The sequence below is a fragment of the Staphylococcus sp. HMSC059F04 genome (genome assembly GCF_001812565.1).
GTDB classification, from domain to species: Bacteria; Bacillota; Bacilli; order Staphylococcales; family Staphylococcaceae; genus Staphylococcus; species Staphylococcus lugdunensis.
Genome location: NZ_KV809468.1, coordinates 402,711 through 420,473, shown reverse-complemented (window position 1 = coordinate 420,473; position 17,763 = coordinate 402,711). Strand labels below are relative to the sequence as shown.

Below are 17,763 nucleotides of genomic sequence, written 5' to 3'. Positions count from 1 at the left end.
GTAATCACTTACATAAAAGGAGGCTTTTGATGAGCATTGTTTATCTTATGGGTGCACTCATCGTTGTTATGGTAGTCGTTTTAGGCACTTTATTTATAAAGCCAAGTCAACGATATACTGGTTACATTGCACTACTTGCACCTATAATGGCATCAAGCTATTTTATTTATCACATACCTATAGTATTAAAAGAACAGTATCCAGCCATCCATATACCTTGGATGTCATCTATAGACATTAATGTAGATTTACGTTTAGACGGCCTTGGACTAATGTTTGGTTTGATTATTTCACTCATTGGGGTGGCAGTATTTTTCTACGCGACACAGTACCTTACTTCTGGGAAAGATAATTTACCTCGATTTTTTATCTATTTATTATTATTTATGTTTGCCATGTTAGGTATTGTTGTTTCCAATAATACAATTCTGATGTACGTTTTTTGGGAATTAACAAGCATCTCATCTTTTTTACTTATTTCATATTGGTATAGCAATGCAAATAGTCAGCTAGGTGCTATTCAATCATTTATGATCACCGTGTTTGGCGGACTAGCGCTACTTGCAGGTTTTATCATGCTTTATATGATGACTGGAACAAATACGATTACTGAGCTTTTACAGCAACGACACCACATCTCCCAACAACCGCTATTTATTCCCGCTATGCTTCTAATGCTAATTGGTGCATTTACAAAATCAGCCCAATTTCCATTCCACGTATGGCTGCCCAAAGCGATGGCAGCGCCCACACCGGTTAGTGCATATCTGCATTCAGCAACAATGGTGAAAGCTGGCTTATTTCTGTTATTTAAATTCACACCATTACTTGGTTTAAATGATAGTTATATTTATATTGTGACATTTGTCGGTTTAATTACGATGATATTTGGAGCTATCGCAGCGCTAAGATTATATGATTTAAAAGGGATATTGGCTTATTCTACTATTAGTCAACTCGGCATGATTATGTCAATGATTGGTCTTGGAGGTGGAATTGCACAACAAACTACAGGTAAAATGGCAGAATTATACATCATGATTTTATTTGCTGGTTTATTTCATTTAATGAATCATGCCATATTTAAATGTGTATTATTTATGGGTGTAGGCATTATTGATCATGAAGCAGGTACACGAGATATTCGTCGTCTTGGAGGTATGAGGCATCATTTTCCTAAGATGCATATTGTCATGACATTAGCAGCATTATCCATGGCAGGGGTCCCGTTATTGAATGGATTCTTAAGTAAAGAAATGTTCTTCGACGGACTAGTGCATGCGCGTAATCTAGCACAATTTGATATAACGTTAACAATCATCGTTACAGCGATTGGTGTTATTGCAAGTCTCTTTACTTTTATTTATGCATTATACATGGTTAAAGAAACCTTTTGGGGTAAATTTGATACGCAAAAAGTCCCTCGAAAAAATATTCACGAGCCGTGGCTATTTAGTATACCTGCAGTGATATTAGGTCTGCTTATTCCGATTATTTTCTTTATTCCCAATTTGTTTACGCAACACATTGTCATACCTGCACTACGTAGTGTTTCTCAGTTGGGTACAGAAGTTGAAGCTATCGCACCACACGTTTCACAATGGCATGGCATAAATTTACCGCTAATTTTTACCATTGTTATCATCGCTGTAGGTTTACTTGGAACACTGTTTATTGATTGGAAATATCTCCGTTTAGGCATGTTAAAAACGGCTTCAATTACACAATCGTATCGCTCAGTGTATCAATGGTTTGAAAGATATTCTGGACAAAGTATTAGAAAATTAATGAGTAATCGCTTGAATTATTATTTGATTATTACGTTGATGATTTTTTCTGTGATTGTTGCTTATGGCATGATTCAAGTTGGTTTTCCCAAAGTGGCAGAAGTTCATGTTTCAGAATTTGGCCCCCTTGAAGTGATTTTACTTATATTAATTAGCATTGTTGGTATTGCGCTTGTCTTTATTAGACAGCGCTTGACAATGGTTATTTTAAATGGTGTGATTGGCTTTTCTGTTGCATTGTTTTTTATTGCAATGAAAGCCCCTGATTTGGCACTTACACAACTTGTTGTTGAGACAATTACAACGATACTATTTATTGTCAGCTTTTCACGTTTACCAAACGTGGCTCGTAAAGCACCCAATATGATGAAAGAAACGATTAAAATTATTATTTCATTGATTGTTGCTGGGTCAGTAATGATGCTTATTTTCATCACACAAAATGGAGAAAGCATCAGTTCAATCTCTAAGTATTATCTTAATGCTTATCAACTAACGGGTGGAAAAAATATTGTCAATGCTATATTAGGAGATTTTCGTGCATTAGATACTATGTTTGAGGGATTGGTCTTAATTATCGCTGGATTAGGTATCTTCACATTACTTAACTATAAAGATCGGAGGGGTCAAGATGAAAGAAAATGATGTAGTTCTAAAAACAGTTACTAAAATTGTAGTGTTTATTTTATTAATATTTGGTTTTTACGTTTTCTTGGCTGGGCATAATAACCCAGGTGGCGGTTTCATTGGTGGACTTGTTTTTAGTTCGGCATTTATTCTAATGTTCTTGGCCTTTGACGTGTCAGAAGTATTGGCAAGTTTACCAGTTGATTTTAGAAAGTTGATGATTTTAGGTGCATTAATTTCTGTTACGACTGCCATTGTTCCTATGTTTTTTGGCAAGCCGTTTTTATATCAATCTGAAGCGCATTTACATTTGCCTATTTTCGATGAATTGCACCTAACTACGGTTACCTTATTTGAATTAGGCATCTTGCTGACGGTGGTTGGCGTGATTGTTACAGTGATGTTATCCATTAGTGGTGGTAAGTCATGAACATCATTTTATTATTAGTTATAGGATTCTTAGTATTTATAGGAACATACATGATCCTATCACTTAATTTAATTCGAATTGTTATTGGTATTTCAATTTACACGCATGCTGGGAATCTTATTATTATGAGCATGGGTAAATATAGTAGTCATATGACGGAGCCGCTTATTGGAACTTCGAATACGAATTATGTTGATCCTTTATTACAAGCTATTGTTTTGACTGCCATTGTTATTGGCTTTGCGATGACTGCTTTTCTACTCGTCTTAGTATACAGAACTTATCGTGTAACGAAAGAAGTAGAAATTAACTTGCTGAGAGGAGATGAAGAGAATCATGAGCAGTAATTTACTTATTTTACCTATTCTTCTTCCTTTTCTCTGTGCGCTTGTCTTAGTTTTTACTAAAAATAAGAACAATACTTCAAAAATATTATATATTGGGACGATGTCTGTTACGACCGTTATTTCTTTAGCATTATTAATATATGTGTTGAACCATAAGCCAATCACTTTAGATTTTGGAGGTTGGAAAGCACCCTTCGGCATCCAATTTTTAGGCGATTCTCTTAGTTTATTGTTGGTAACAATAACGTCATTTGTGGTTACTTTAATTATGTCATACGGGTTTGGTCGTGGTGAAAATCGAGTTAACCGTTATTATTTACCAACGTTTATTTTATTTTTAACTGTTGGTGTGATTGGATCCTTTTTAACTTCTGATTTGTTCAACTTATATGTGATGTTTGAGATTATGTTATTGGCTTCATTTGTACTAGTTACGTTAGGACAATCTGTTGAACAATTAAGAGCGGCAATTATTTATGTCGTACTTAATATTATTGGTTCGTGGATTTTCTTGCTGGGTATAGGTTTGTTGTACAAAACGGTAGGAACGTTGAATTTTACTCAAATTGCATTAAGGCTTGATCAAATGCAGGATAATAAAACAATCATTATTATTTCATTAGTCTTTATAGTTGCATTTGGTTCCAAAGCTGCATTGGTCATCTTTATGTGGTTGCCTAAAGCTTATGCTGTGTTAAATACAGAGTTGGCTGCGCTATTTGCTGCATTAATGACCAAGGTAGGTGCCTATGCATTAATTCGTTTTTTCACTTTGCTGTTTAATCAACATACTGGAGTCACGCATCCATTGCTGGTATTTATGGCATGCATCACGATGATTATTGGTGCGTTTGGTGTGATTGCTTATCATGACATAAAGAAAATCGCTTCTTATCAAGTAGTCTTATCAATTGGATTTATTATTCTAGGTCTTGGTTCTAATACTTTTGATGGCGTTAATGGAGCTATTTTCTATCTAGCTAATGATATGGTTGTTAAAACAATGCTCTTTTTCATTATAGGTAGTTTAGTTTATATGACTGGTTATCGGGAGTATAAATATTTAAATGGCTTAGCTAAAAAAGAACCATTGTATGGTGTAGCATTTGTCATTATGATTTTTGCATTAGGTGGCGTGCCGCCATTTAGTGGTTTTCCAGGGAAGGTGCTTATTTTTCAAGGTGCCATTCAAAATGGCAATTATATAGGTTTAACGTTATTGATTTTGACGAGTTTAATAGCGATGTACAGCTTATTTAGAATCTTTTTTGTGATGTATTGGGGTGATGCGGATGGTGAACAAGTAAATTTCAATCCATTACCGACACATCGTAAAAGTATTTTAAGCGTACTAATTGTAGTTGTCATTACAATGGGAATTGCTGCACCGATCGTCCTTAATGTTACTGAAGATGCTACAAAGATGAATATGGATGGACACACATTTCATCAACTAGTTAATCCACACTTGAAGGAGGAACTAAAATGAGACAAGTAGTTTTAAATATTTTAATTGCATTTTTATGGGTCTTATTTCAAGATGAAGATTCATTCTTGTTCTCAACGTTCTTCTCAGGATATGTGATTGGTATCGTTGTTATTTACATTTTGCATCGTTTTTTCAATCAAGAATTTTATCCTAAGAAACTGTGGGTAGCATTTAAATTTTTAATGGTTTATTTATACCAATTAGTTACATCAAGTTTCTCGACCATTAATTATATTTTGTTTAAGACGAATGATATGAATCCTGGGTTGTTGACATATGAAACCACATTGAAAAATGATTGGGCTATTACCTTTTTAACGATATTGATTATTATTACGCCTGGTTCTACGGTTATACGCATTTCAAAGAAAACGAACAAATTTTTTATTCATAGTATTGATGTGTCGGACAAGGATAAAGCAACTTTACTCAGAAATATCAAACATTATGAAGACTTAATTTTGGAGGTGATGCAATAATGATAGCGACTTTAACCATGTTCTTTACGACGAGTGCGTTAATTGTTTTTGGTATTGCATTACTTATCGCTATGTTTAGATTAATTAAAGGGCCAACAACAGCGGATCGTGTAGTGGCTTTTGATACAACGAGTGCTGTTATCATGTCCATCGTAGGCGTATTGAGTGTTATTAATCGTACAGTATCATTTTTGGATTCTATCATGCTCATTGCTATCATATCCTTTGTAAGCTCTGTATCAATTTCTAGATTTATAGGAGGAGGGCGTGTGTTTAATGGAACTAACAAAAGAAATAATTAATTTATGTGCCTCAATTCTAATATTTCTAGGTAGTATGATTGCATTGATTAGTTCAATAGGCCTAGTCAAATTTCAGGATGTCTTTTTAAGAAGCCATGCCTCAACTAAAAGTTCTACATTGTCAGTGCTATTAACGTTGGTAGGAGTATTAATATTTTTTACTAATGAACAAAGTTTCTTTAGTGTGAGATTGTTATTATCTATCGTCTTTATTAATTTAACTTCTCCAGTAGGAATGCATTTGGTAGCACGTGCTGCCTATCGTACTGGAGCTTATATGTATCGCAAAGATGATGTGCCACGACAGTCAACAATATTGCTGAGCTCAAAGGAATTTAACACACCTGAGGAATTAAAAACACGTGCTAAATTAAGAGAAGAACGGCGCGAGAAATTATATTATGATTTTACGCAAAAAGATGTTGGAAAAAAGAAACAAACTGATTCATCAGATTATAGCGATGATAAATAAGAACTATGATCTTCGAGCAGGTCTCATCATAACACTGCTAGAAAAAATTAAATGACATATTGACCTAAATATATTATTTAAGCAAGTCATTTAAAATAATGTATACAACATGTTAAAATTTATTACAAGTTTAATTGAAATTTAATCAATGCATGACATAGAACAATTTTAGGCTCAGTTCCTTCCTTTATGGTCATCCTCTATGCTTATGTTTATTGTTATCTACATAAAAGAGACATTGTGATTGCAATTACTCAATGTATTGAATAACTCAATTATGCAAAGAAAAAATGGAGAGGTGAAAGATTGGAAATATTTGAAACGATTCTAATATTTCTCGGTGTCGTCATCATAAGCTCTTTTGTGCATACTTTTATACCTAAAGTACCTCTTGCGTTCATTCAAATTACATTTGGCATGCTACTTTTCTTAACTCCTGTTCCTGTTGAATTTAACTTTGATACCGAATTATTTATGGTTACACTAATTGCACCATTACTATTTGTAGAGGGTGTTAACGTATCAAGAGTGCACTTAAGACGTTATATTAAACCAGTTATGTTAATGGCTTTAGGTTTAGTAATTACGACAGTGCTTGGTGTAGGATTATTTGTACATTGGATTTGGCCGGAATTGCCCATTGGTGCGGCCTTTGCATTAGCAGCTATCCTTTGTCCAACAGATGCAGTTGCTGTGCAGGCAATAACAAATGGCAAAATACTACCTAAAGGTTCAATGACTATTTTAGAAGGTGAGTCTTTACTTAATGATGCTGCAGGTATCATTTCATTTAAAATAGCAGTGGGCGTTTTAATTACAGGTGTATTTTCAATTTTTGAAGCGATTGAACAATTTTTAATTGCCTCAATTGGTGGTGCCATTGTCGGTGTCATTATCGGTGTTGCTTTGGTAAGATTCCGCTTAACATTAACACGTCGAGGCATTGAAAATATTAATATGTTTACCTTCATACAACTATTAACACCGTTTGTGACATACTTAGTTGCTGAAATGTTTCATGCTTCAGGTATTATTGCGGCGGTTGTGGCTGGCTTAGTTCATGGCTTTGAAAGAGATCGTATTGCCCAAACGAGAACACAATTGCAAATGAGCTATAACCATACATGGAATATCCTAGGATATGCACTAAATGGTTTTGTTTTTTCTATTTTGGGCTTTTTAGTGCCTGAAGTTGTGGTTAGAATTATTGATAATGAACCACATAATTTACCATTTTTAATGGCGATAACCGTGCTGATTGCTTTGGCTGTATATGTCTTTAGGTTTATTTGGGTTTATGTATTATATCCATATTTTTATTTATCTGTCAGCCCTTTTCAAAAGATGATGTCTAAAGAAGAAGATAAGACAGATGAAAAACCGCCAAAGAGAAGTTTGTATGCCTTAATCATAACGATATGTGGCGTACATGGTACCATTTCATTGGCTATCGCGTTGACATTACCATATGTATTGGCAGATCATCATGCATTTACGTTTCGTAATGATTTATTATTTATTGCATCTGGGATGGTCATCATTAGTTTAGTTATTGCTCAGGTGGCTTTGCCACTAATAACACCGAATGCACCTAAAGCGAAAATCGGTAGTTTAAACTTTAAAGAAGCAAGAATATATATATTAGAAAATGTGATTGATTATTTAAATCAACATGCGACATTAGATACTAGCTATAAATATGGTAATGTGATTAAAGAATATCATGATAAATTAACATTTCTAAAAACGATGTCGAAAGATGATGAAAATTCTAAAGAACTAGAGCGATTACAAAAAATTGCATTTAATGTAGAAACAAAAACATTAGAAAATCTTGCTGAGGAAGGTAACATTACGACGAGTGCACTTGAAAACTATATGCGCTATGCTGAACGTACGCAAGTCTATCGTCAAGCTTCATTAATCCGACGTATGATTGTTGCTGTGAGAGGTATGTTACTTAAAAGTCGTGTAAAGACACGTATCAATGCATCTTCTTCTTTGAGCGTTACAGATAACCTTACAGAGTTGGCGAGAATCAATAAATTAGTACATTATAATGTCGTAAGTCGTTTAGCAAAAGAAGCAACAAGTGACAATACTTTGGAAATTGGTATGGTCTGTGATGGTTACTTAATGCGTATTGAGAACTTAACACCTGATAATTTCTTTAATACTAAAGCAGAAAATACAATGACTAAAATCAAGCTCAACGCATTACGAGAGCAACGTCGCGTATTAAATTCATTAGTTGAAGATGAAGAAATCACTGAAAGTACTGCATTAAAAATTAGAGAAGCGATTAATTATGATGAAATGGTTATCGTTGATAGTTTGACAGATTAAAACAAAAAGAGTGCGCGTTTGGGGAGTGTATGGGTTACACAAACGCGCACTAATTTTATATGGTATAAGCTTTATACCACCATATCGTGTATAGGTTGATTATAAGTTTTACGGAGGATGATGTTTACAACACAAAGTGTGTCAGTATGATTTATACACGATATGGGACTACAAAGCATACTAATATTATAAAGGTGACCTGCTCACCTCAAAGGTGATTGGGGCAAGCAGGTCTGCTATTACTTCATACTATTATGAATGATATCAATATTATATTTCATCATATTGTAATATGAATCGCCTTTGCTTCCTTTTTTACCAATTGAATCGGTAAAAACTTCGCCATAAATATCTTTATTGGTTTCTTCAGAAAGGCTTTGCATAGCTTTTTTATCTACACTTGTTTCAACAAGTAAATGTTTTACTTTATTATCTTTAACAAATTTTGTTGCTTGTTTCATTTGTTCAGGTGTACCTTGTTTTTCGGTATTAATCTCCCAAATATATCCTGAATGAATATTGAATTGTTTTGAGAAATATTTAAAGGCGCCTTCACTGGTAATCATTGTTCGTTCTTTTTTCGGTATGTCATTAAATTTTGCTTTACTATGATTATTTAATTTTGTAAGTTTATTTAAATACTTATTGCCATGCTTGTCGTAAGATGAAGCATGTTTTTTATCAATGTCTTTCAAGGCTTGTTGAATATTTTTGACATATTGAATACCGTTGTCTAGGCTTAGCCAAGCATGTGGGTCTAGTTTGTCTTTATTGCCATTTTCTCCGTTTAGATAAATGGGTTTAACGCCTTTGGAAACAGCGATAACATTTTTATCTTTCAGTGATTTTCCGGCTTGTTTTAAAGCATTTTCAAACCATGCATCACCAGATTCTAAATTTAAACCATTGTAAAAAATGACATCAGCATCTGTAAGCTTTTTAATATCTTTCGGTTTTACTTCATATTCATGAGGGTCTTGTCCTACTGGAACAATACTATGTATATTTACATTATTACCACCGACATGTTTGACCATATCATATATAATAGAGTTTGTTGTTACAACGTTAAGTTTTTTATGATTGTGCGATGTATCTTTACTTCCGCAAGCTGTTAATACTAATAACAGTGCAAGTATAAAGGGAATTAACTTTCGCATGATGAAATACCTCTTTTCTGTTTGTTAGCTAATTTTTTAAAAGTAAATACAATAACGTATGTAATAAACGTACAGATAACGATAGATGCACCACTAGGTAAGTTGTATAGATAACTAAAGAACATACCAATGATTGAACATATCGTACTCAATAAGCTAGAAACCATCATCATTGTAGATAGTTGCTTCGTGATTAAAAATGCAGTCGAAGCAGGCGTAACTAGTAGGGCAACAACGAGAATGATACCCACAGTCTGAATGCTGGCAACTGTAACTAATGCAAGTAGCAGCATGACAAAATAATGTAGCAATGATGTGTTCAAACCGCTCATTTTACTAAATGTAGAATCGAACGTTGAAATCTTCAATGGACGATAAAAAATAATAATTAATACTAAAATCAGTCCACAGATTATCAGTGTTGACAAAAATGCTTGATTCGTAATCGCTAATAAATTACCAAATAAAATGTGATACAAATTAGTTGAACTTTGAATTAAACTAATCATGATAACTCCGAGTGCCAAGAAAGCGGTGAAACAAATTCCTATAGCTGCATCGGGTTTAGTTTTACTTTTATCAGAAATAAAACCGATAAATAAACTTGCAAGCATACCTGAAATCATTGCACCAATGAAAAACGGTATATGTAAGATAAAGGATACCGCGACACCAGGTAGCACTGCATGACTCATGGCATCACCCATAAGTGATAATCCTCGTAAGATGACTAGACTACCGACAGTACCACATGCGATACCTACAACAATTGAAGTAATTAAGGCACGATGTAAAAATTGGTAATCTAATATTTGATTTAGAAAATCTATCATAAACAGCAATGGTACTCCTTTCTTAAATAGTGTTATTTTCCGAGGAATGTCTCATAGATGAGTTCACTATTAACAACGGATTTAGTCGGACCTAAATAGCGCAATGTTTTGTTTAATAACAACACACGATCAAAATAGGCTTCAGTTTTAGATAAGTCATGATAAACAATAAAAATAAGTTTACCACTTCGCTTCAACGCTGCTAATTTTTGCATGATGGTATCTTCACTTCTAAAATCTATACCAACAAATGGTTCATCTAAAAAATAAATTCTACTTTCAGACATTAGAGCACGTGCTACAAGGACACGTTGTAGTTGTCCTCCGCTTAGCTGTGAGATTTGTTTATGGCGCAGCGGTGTTAGTTCTAAATCGTCCATAACTTCGACGAGATGTTGACGTGCACTTTTCGGAATTTTAGTAAACCAACCTGTTTCCTTATAACAGCCAGAGAGGATGACTTGTTCTACACTAATAGGGAAATCAATATCGATGTTGGCTTTTTGAGGAATATAGGTCATAGATTTTAACTGATGTTGTATCGGTTTATTAAATAATGTTTGTTTCCCGCTTGCTTGAAACTCACCAATCAGTGATTTAATTAATGATGACTTGCCGGCACCGTTAGGACCTATAATACCAATTATTTCGCCTTGTATTGGTATTTTAAAAGAAATATCTTTCAAGACAATTTTACCGTCAAGTTGAAGTGTTAAGTTAGAGACTTCTAAAATATTTACACCCCCTAACAAAAATTTTAGGTTAACCTAATTTATTTCATGATAAACTCTGAACTTTTAACATGTCAAGTATTTTCATGGTACAATTAGGTGAATGTGTCTGTGAGGTGAAGAAATGTTAACAGAAGAAAAAGAAGATTATCTTAAAGCTATACTTGCAAATGATGGTGATCATCAATTTGTTTCCAATAAGCAGTTATCGCTCTATCTTGAAATTAAGCCACCATCAGTTAGTGAAATGGTGAGTCGTCTAGAAAAGGCTGGATATGTGGAAACTAAGCCGTATAAAGGAGTTAAACTGTCTCAAGAAGGTTTAATTCATACATTAGATATTATTAAACGTCATCGCTTGTTAGAATTATTTTTAATTGAAGTGTTGAAGTATAATTGGGAAGAAGTGCATCAAGAAGCAGAGGTATTAGAACATAAAATTTCTGATTTATTTGTACAACGCTTAGATGCGATTTTAAACTATCCAGACACTTGTCCACATGGAGGTATTATTCCACGGAGTAATGAATACAAAGAGAAATATACAACTTCTATCTTAAATTTTGAACCAGGAGAGCATGTGATAATAAGACGTGTGAGAGATAAGACGGAGTTATTGGTTTATTTATCAAGTAAAGACATCTCAATTGGCAATGAAGTGGAAATAGTAGCTAAAGATGAGACGAATAAAGTGCTTATTTTAAAAAGGACTGATAATACGTCAATCTTAAGTTTTGACAATGCGGAGAATATTTTTGTTGAGCAAGCGTAATGATTTTGGTCACGCGTTAAAACTGCATCATACAAAGGATATTTATTAAAATAAGAATAAATATATCGTAGGAGCAAGAAGTCAGAATTTGATTTCTCGCTCCTTTTATTTTTACTGATGCAAATTAAGCTATAAGATGGGGTAGTTATTAGTAAAATGAGTATTGGAATAACAGATATAAACTGTAACCGTTTATCGAAATCCAAATTAAACTGAATGCGATACTAGGGACATGTGTCATATCTGCTAATGCCTGCCCATCCCATTGGGTTTTAGGACGTTGAAATGTTAATTTAACAATTGTCCAAGACGATTGTATGACTTCGCCTAATAGTACACCTAAAATAAAATGATAACTATAAGACATTATTGTATGTGTAAAAGTATACTGCGCTTGCTGTAAAAATAAATATAATAATGTTACCAACAATATCAAAATGATAATGGGAGACCATTTTCTAGACGTTAAAATTAGAAAATAGATAAAAATAGCAATATAGCATATTAGAAAAATGATTGGATGCTCAGAATGTGCCGAAGCAGCACCAACAAGTAACATAATTGGAGGCAAAATATAGCCACCTAATGTTGTTATTGCATGACCTAATTTACTAGTTGATTGCGTAATCGCATAACCTTGTTGTGATGTCATCTGTCTTTCATATGGTCGCGTAACAATAACTAAATCTTTAGCGTGACCGCCACTTATTTTATTAAATAGAATATGTCCAAATTCATGTGTTAAGACAGGTATGTAATTTAATAAAATGTCAAGATAGGCAAGAACAGGATGATATCTGTAATGATGAATTAAAATATATAAGATACCAATTAACACAATGATATAAAATTTTAAAGTTATCACGGTGGTAAATAAATCTTCTAAATACAACATAATAAACCTCGTAATCTTTTGTTTTTAGTACATGATATTTTTATTATACGCTACTTTGAATATTTTAACTTTTGGACTTTAGATGTATTTTTAAGAATACAATTGCAAACGGGAATAATGTATCATAAACTATATATTCAAAGTATATAGTTATCACGCATGTCGATAATTAGATAGAAAACTCGAAGGAGCATACTGCTATGAGTAATCACGACAAGCCTCACAAAATAGATATTTTAGGTGTTCGATTTGATAATGTGACCATGTTGGAAATGGTAGAAAACATAACAGCATATGTTGAAAATGAAGCGCAAGACGATAATATGTGGATTGTAACTGCTAATCCAGAAATTGTTGATTATGCGTCTACACACGTACATTATAGAAACTTAATCAATCAAGCCGATTACGTCGTAGCAGATGGCACGGGCATTGTTAAAGCATCAAAGCGTTTAAAACGACCATTAGCTCGACGTATTCCTGGGATAGAACTTATGGATCAATGTTTAAAAATGGCTAATATAAAGCGTCAACGTGTATTCTTATTAGGAGCGAAAAATGAAGTTGTGACTAAAGCACAACGTCGTTTACAACAACGTTATCCATATATTACGTTTGCTAGTCATCATGGATATGTTGATACACATGATGAGACAGTATTAAAACGAATTAAAAAATTAAATCCCGATTATATTTTTGTTGGTATGGGTTTTCCAAAACAAGATGAATGGATTGTCGCACAGCAACATCAGTTTAAGCATACGGTAATGATGGGTGTTGGAGGTTCTTTTGAGGTCTTTAGTGGCATGAAAAAAAGAGCACCTAAAGTATTTAGAAAATTAAATATAGAATGGGTTTATCGGTTGTTAATTGATTGGAAACGTATCGGACGTCTTAAAAGCATCCCTATATTTATGTTAAAGGTTGCTAAAACACAGTATAAAGAACATAAAGAGCAGCATAAGAAATAAGCAAAAATAAAGTCGAGACGATGTGCCATATGCACTTGTCTCGACTTTTTCCTTTATTTATATCATTTAATTTCAAACAGGGGCGTTATATTGCAATGATCGAATAGGGGGGAGCAAGATAACGTAACAGATTTAGTTATGAGTATTATTTTGCTGTATAGCTTGAACTAGCAATACGTCCACTATCAACAATAATATCTTTCTTTTGGAAAGGTTCATTGTTAAAGAAACGAGTTAAAATATCTTTAACGCCATCTTCAATACGTTGTTGTGATTCTAATGTCATGCCGGAATAATGAATCGTCATACCATTACGTGGCATTGTTCTCCAAGGGTGTGTTGCAGGTGCAGGTTGTGGATACCATACATCTCCAGCATAGCCTTGAATATGACCACTATTAACTGCAGCAACAAGTGCGTCAGTATCTACGATTTTACCTCGTGCAGTGTTAACAAGATAGCTGCCTGTTTTCATTTGAGATAACACATCAGCATCAAATAGTGTGTCGGTAGAAGGTGTTAATGGCGCATGAATTGTAATTGCATCACTTGTGCGTACAAGTTCTTCAAACTCTACAAAATGAGACAGTTCAGAATCTTTTTGATTGATAGGATCATAATGTTGAATGTTAACATTAAATGGTTTTAAACGTTCTGCTACAAGCTGTCCAATACGGCCAAATCCAAAAATACCAATTGTTTTGTGCTGTAATTCACGTGCTTGATTACCTACTTTAGAAAGGTTCCATTCACCTTCAACAGCTTGACGATGACCTTCCATATAGTTTCTTAAAATAATGAGTAAGTCCATAACAGCATGTTCTGCAACACTTACCGTATTGCTACCTGTTACTTCTACAACGGCAACGTCATGTTCACTAGCTGCTTCAAGATCGACATGGTCTGAGCCAACACCAGCAGTAATAGCAAGTTTTAGTTTTGGTGCTTGTTCGATACGTTTTCTAGTTAAATAAGCAGGATAGAATGGTGAGCTAATAATAATATCTGCATCACTTAAGTGTTGATCTAAGTCTGTTTCTCCATTTTTTAAAATGACAAGCTCATGCTCTGTATGTTCAAGAAAATCAGGAAGACCGATTGCTTTTGTTGTATTTAATAATTGATTATCTAAACCTTGTTCTGTTTCTGGGAATAATGCCACAATTTTCATAATTAATCCGCTCCTATTTATATAAATTAAAATGTTAATCGCATGGCTAATGAGAATATATTAAAAATTAGTAAAAAAATACTCAGTCTTGTTCGACCACCTCCTAAAATGCATACTTTGATTAGCATATTTGAAAAAGTGGGTTAGCAAACAGCACTGAGTACCTTACACCAATCCCTTAGATTGATAATTATTCGATTGTTTTGTCAAAGACGAATATAGAAACGACTTCATCCGTTTTTAAATCAACATCTGTAAATAATTTTACAAATTTTGCACCAACAAGTTTCTCCATTTCAGTTGGAGGGTTTTGCTGATATAAAGCTTTTATTTCTTCGGTTCTGCCATATTTCAACATGCTTTTAAAATCGTCATTTCTTAAATAGAAATTTTCAACTTTACTTAAGCTTCCGGTCATGTGACAGACAGCCCAATTATCTTTAAAGAATACTTTAATATTTTCTGGGCCTTTACCGATATATGACTTACGGTATGCACGTACAAGGTTTGCAAATTGTTGTGATGTCTTGTTAGTAATGACTCAATCACCTACTTTTCCAAACGCATAAAATGTGTCTAATTTGTTACATCTGTTTATATCATAGTACTGATTAGGTTATTTGAAAAGTAAAAAACTCAAAATTTATGAATTTTTTTGTTTCATAAATTTTGAGCTAGTGTCATTATTTTATGATAAAGCGATTTGCATCCAAGTTTTTACGAAATGCTTTTTGTTCTGCTTTGGATTTTTTCCTGAATTCTTTTAAAAATTGTTCGTATTGAGGTAAAACGTCATCAATATCACCAAATTCTTTGAGTTTACCGCCCTCAATCCAAGCGATTTTCGTACAAAATTCTTTAACTTGACGAATGTTATGACTTACAAAGAAGATGGTTTTGTTCTGTTCTTTAAATTCATAGATTTTATCTAGACATTTTTGAGTGAACGTTTGGTCGCCTACAGATAAAGCTTCATCGATAACTAATATGTCAGGATTAACAGTTACATTGATTGAAAAACCTAATTTTGCACGCATACCACTTGAATATTTTTTCACAGGTTGATAAATAAACTCACCTAATTCACTAAATTCAATAATTTGTGGCATAAGTTTCTTAATTTCTTTGCGTTTAAAGCCCATGCAGAGCATTTTAAACTCAATGTTATCAACACCACTAAGTTGCCCATTAAGTCCAGCGTTAATGGCGATGACACTTACATCACCGTGACGCTCAATATCGCCAGATGTAGGGGATAGAGAGCCGCCAATCATATTGCTTAACGTGGATTTGCCTGAACCGTTGATTCCAACTAGCCCAATCACATCACCTTCATGAGCAGTAATTGAAACATCATCTAAAGCGAAAAAGGTATTGTTTTTATGCTTTGGAATTAGCGCATCTTTAATGCGTTCTTTGTTTGTTCGATAAATGCGATATTCTTTTGTAACATTTTTAATGTTTACCGATACGTTCATAATTAAACCTTCCTTACGTGCATTTGTATAGATTATAATATATCACACATCAGTTGTGAAATTTATTAACCTGGTGTAAAGTGAATAGAAGATTTCAGTGATACATCATAAAAGATATCACTCGACTATTAAGATGATTACATATTGATGAAAGATACTGCTAAAACGATAAGTTTGGATGAAATTTATCGACATTTGCCAACTTAAAGCTACTTTTTAAGTTAAATGATAGTATAATGGTTAAGTAATAAAGTAAACGTGTGCAACAATAAAAGGTAACTGTTTACAACTACAGGTTATCGTATGAGTGTGTAACACAGGTTATGCATGCGCAAATAACAGTGGACAGTCAAGTAAAAATAGAAATATGTAATACGTTTGAAAGTGTGGTTTATACGATGTCAGCAGTCTTAACTGTGTTAAAAGAGCATATAAAAAACTTTTATTTAATTCAACGTTTGGCACAATTCCAAATTAAAATTTCTAACCATAATAACTATTTAGGAATTGCATGGGAATTATTAAATCCAGCGTTACAAATTATGGTTTATTGGCTTGTGTTTGGTTTAGGAATTAGAAGTAACAATCCTATTGATGGCGTGCCTTTCGTACTATGGTTATTAGTGGGTATTAGCATGTGGTTTTTTATCAATCAAGGAACATTAGATGGTACGCGTTCTATCTCTCAAAAGTTTAATCAAGTTGCTAAAATGAACTTTCCATTATCTATTATTCCAACCTATATTGTGACGAGTAAGTTCTATGGACACATTGGCTTGTTAACATTAATTATTTTAGCATGTATGGGTGCAGGGATTTATCCATCAATTCATATCATACAATTGTTGATTTATGTGCCGATTGCGTTCTTCTTTACAGCATCCGTAGCTTTATTAACATCGACACTTGGGATTTTAATTCGAGATACACAAATGATGATGCAAGCGATTATGAGGATTTTATTTTATATGTCACCTATATTATGGATGCCGAAAGACCACGGTGTGAGTGGCATTATCCATAATATTATGAAATTAAATCCAGTCTACTTTATTGCTCAATCTTATCGTGCCGCAATATTATTCCATGAATGGTACTTTATTCAGCATTGGAGATTATTAGTATACAATATAATAGTCATACTATTCTTCTTCATCGTTGGATCAATACTCCATAAACGCTATCGCGATCACTTTGCAGACTTCCTATAATCAACATCCACTAGGCTGAGACATCCAAACATGTCCCAGCCTAAAAAAATGCGGGGGCCCCAACAAAGAGGCTTTCCAAAAGAAAGCCAACGGACAAGGCAAGTTGGGGTGGGCCCCAACAAAGAGAATTTCGACAAGAAATTCCACAAGCAAAGGAAGTTGGGTTCCAACAAAAGAATTACGTTAAAATCGTGCCTTGTTTCTAAGAAATAGTTATGGCATATTGTACAGCTTTTATTTTCTATCTATTGTAGAATCATTT

The 17,763-nt window shown here is 33.6% G+C and carries 18 protein-coding genes; 11 read left to right on the top strand and 7 right to left on the bottom strand.

Annotated elements, in window-relative coordinates; translation table 11 throughout:
- Positions 1 to 29: 29 nt before the first annotated feature.
- The 8 genes from HMPREF2864_RS06890 to HMPREF2864_RS06855 all read left to right on the top strand — a co-directional run bounded on the left by HMPREF2864_RS06890 (position 30) and on the right by HMPREF2864_RS06855 (position 8,279).
- Positions 30 to 2,432, top strand: coding sequence for a DUF4040 family protein (locus HMPREF2864_RS06890; protein WP_070545088.1), 2,403 nt, complete (start codon positions 30 to 32; stop codon positions 2,430 to 2,432).
- Entirely contained in the window at positions 2,419 to 2,844 is a 426-nt protein-coding gene (gene mnhB2 / locus HMPREF2864_RS06885) for a Na+/H+ antiporter Mnh2 subunit B (protein ID WP_070545087.1), read from the top strand. Before HMPREF2864_RS06890 ends, mnhB2 begins: the two co-directional genes overlap by 14 nt.
- Positions 2,841 to 3,191 carry a Na+/H+ antiporter Mnh2 subunit C gene (mnhC2, locus tag HMPREF2864_RS06880; protein WP_002479408.1) on the top strand — a complete coding sequence of 117 codons (351 nt, stop codon included), beginning with the start codon at positions 2,841 to 2,843 and terminating at the stop codon, positions 3,189 to 3,191. Before mnhB2 ends, mnhC2 begins: the two co-directional genes overlap by 4 nt.
- Complete coding sequence (gene mnhD2 / locus HMPREF2864_RS06875) at positions 3,181 to 4,680, top strand: Na+/H+ antiporter Mnh2 subunit D (protein WP_002459845.1); 1,500 nt, start codon at positions 3,181 to 3,183, stop codon at positions 4,678 to 4,680. The genes mnhC2 and mnhD2 overlap by 11 nt, the downstream gene beginning before the upstream one ends.
- Positions 4,677 to 5,159 carry a Na+/H+ antiporter Mnh2 subunit E gene (mnhE2, locus tag HMPREF2864_RS06870; RefSeq protein ID WP_037544845.1) on the top strand — a complete coding sequence of 161 codons (483 nt, stop codon included), beginning with the start codon at positions 4,677 to 4,679 and terminating at the stop codon, positions 5,157 to 5,159. Before mnhD2 ends, mnhE2 begins: the two co-directional genes overlap by 4 nt.
- On the top strand, positions 5,159 to 5,461 hold the full coding sequence (mnhF2, locus tag HMPREF2864_RS06865) for a Na+/H+ antiporter Mnh2 subunit F (protein WP_002459843.1): 303 nt from the start codon (positions 5,159 to 5,161) through the stop codon (positions 5,459 to 5,461). Before mnhE2 ends, mnhF2 begins: the two co-directional genes overlap by 1 nt.
- Entirely contained in the window at positions 5,436 to 5,933 is a 498-nt protein-coding gene (locus tag HMPREF2864_RS06860; RefSeq protein ID WP_002459842.1) for a Na+/H+ antiporter subunit G, read from the top strand. The genes mnhF2 and HMPREF2864_RS06860 overlap by 26 nt, the downstream gene beginning before the upstream one ends.
- A gap of 306 nt (positions 5,934 to 6,239) precedes the next feature.
- Positions 6,240 to 8,279: a cation:proton antiporter gene (locus tag HMPREF2864_RS06855; protein WP_002459841.1), complete on the top strand. Its 2,040-nt coding sequence runs from the start codon at positions 6,240 to 6,242 to the stop codon at positions 8,277 to 8,279.
- A gap of 239 nt (positions 8,280 to 8,518) precedes the next feature.
- On the opposite strand, the gene mntC is transcribed toward HMPREF2864_RS06855, so the two are convergent.
- The 3 genes from mntC to HMPREF2864_RS06840 are packed head-to-tail and all read right to left on the bottom strand — an operon-like array spanning position 8,519 to position 11,006.
- On the bottom strand, positions 8,519 to 9,439 hold the full coding sequence (gene mntC / locus HMPREF2864_RS06850; RefSeq protein WP_002459840.1) for a manganese ABC transporter substrate-binding lipoprotein MntC: 921 nt from the start codon (positions 9,437 to 9,439) through the stop codon (positions 8,519 to 8,521).
- Positions 9,427 to 10,272: a metal ABC transporter permease gene (locus HMPREF2864_RS06845; protein ID WP_070545085.1), complete on the bottom strand. Its 846-nt coding sequence runs from the start codon at positions 10,270 to 10,272 to the stop codon at positions 9,427 to 9,429. The genes mntC and HMPREF2864_RS06845 overlap by 13 nt, the downstream gene beginning before the upstream one ends.
- Positions 10,273 to 10,304: 32 nt before the next feature.
- Entirely contained in the window at positions 10,305 to 11,006 is a 702-nt protein-coding gene (locus tag HMPREF2864_RS06840; RefSeq protein WP_070545116.1) for a metal ABC transporter ATP-binding protein, read from the bottom strand.
- Positions 11,007 to 11,127: 121 nt separating this feature from the next.
- Between HMPREF2864_RS06840 and HMPREF2864_RS06835 the strand changes: the two genes are divergently transcribed.
- Positions 11,128 to 11,775: a metal-dependent transcriptional regulator gene (locus HMPREF2864_RS06835; RefSeq protein WP_002459837.1), complete on the top strand. Its 648-nt coding sequence runs from the start codon at positions 11,128 to 11,130 to the stop codon at positions 11,773 to 11,775.
- 148 nt (positions 11,776 to 11,923) lie between these two features.
- On the opposite strand, the gene HMPREF2864_RS06830 is transcribed toward HMPREF2864_RS06835, so the two are convergent.
- Positions 11,924 to 12,670 carry a M50 family metallopeptidase gene (locus HMPREF2864_RS06830; RefSeq protein WP_002459836.1) on the bottom strand — a complete coding sequence of 249 codons (747 nt, stop codon included), beginning with the start codon at positions 12,668 to 12,670 and terminating at the stop codon, positions 11,924 to 11,926.
- Positions 12,671 to 12,870: 200 nt separating this feature from the next.
- Here HMPREF2864_RS06830 and tarA point away from each other — a divergent pair, with 200 nt between their 5' ends.
- Positions 12,871 to 13,641 carry an N-acetylglucosaminyldiphosphoundecaprenol N-acetyl-beta-D-mannosaminyltransferase TarA gene (gene tarA / locus HMPREF2864_RS06825; protein ID WP_002459835.1) on the top strand — a complete coding sequence of 257 codons (771 nt, stop codon included), beginning with the start codon at positions 12,871 to 12,873 and terminating at the stop codon, positions 13,639 to 13,641.
- Positions 13,642 to 13,786: 145 nt separating this feature from the next.
- Here the strand turns inward: tarA and HMPREF2864_RS06820 are convergent, their stop codons facing one another.
- The 3 genes from HMPREF2864_RS06820 to tagH form a co-directional block, all read right to left on the bottom strand.
- Positions 13,787 to 14,812 carry an NAD-dependent formate dehydrogenase gene (locus HMPREF2864_RS06820; protein WP_070572156.1) on the bottom strand — a complete coding sequence of 342 codons (1,026 nt, stop codon included), beginning with the start codon at positions 14,810 to 14,812 and terminating at the stop codon, positions 13,787 to 13,789.
- A gap of 190 nt (positions 14,813 to 15,002) precedes the next feature.
- On the bottom strand, positions 15,003 to 15,350 hold the full coding sequence (locus HMPREF2864_RS06815; protein WP_014533359.1) for a Na-translocating system protein MpsC family protein: 348 nt from the start codon (positions 15,348 to 15,350) through the stop codon (positions 15,003 to 15,005).
- Positions 15,351 to 15,495: 145 nt separating this feature from the next.
- Positions 15,496 to 16,290 carry a teichoic acids export ABC transporter ATP-binding subunit TagH gene (gene tagH, locus HMPREF2864_RS06810; protein ID WP_002459832.1) on the bottom strand — a complete coding sequence of 265 codons (795 nt, stop codon included), beginning with the start codon at positions 16,288 to 16,290 and terminating at the stop codon, positions 15,496 to 15,498.
- A 398-nt stretch (positions 16,291 to 16,688) separates the two neighbouring features.
- Here tagH and HMPREF2864_RS06805 point away from each other — a divergent pair, with 398 nt between their 5' ends.
- Positions 16,689 to 17,501: an ABC transporter permease gene (locus HMPREF2864_RS06805; RefSeq protein WP_002492956.1), complete on the top strand. Its 813-nt coding sequence runs from the start codon at positions 16,689 to 16,691 to the stop codon at positions 17,499 to 17,501.
- Positions 17,502 to 17,763 lie beyond the last annotated feature (262 nt).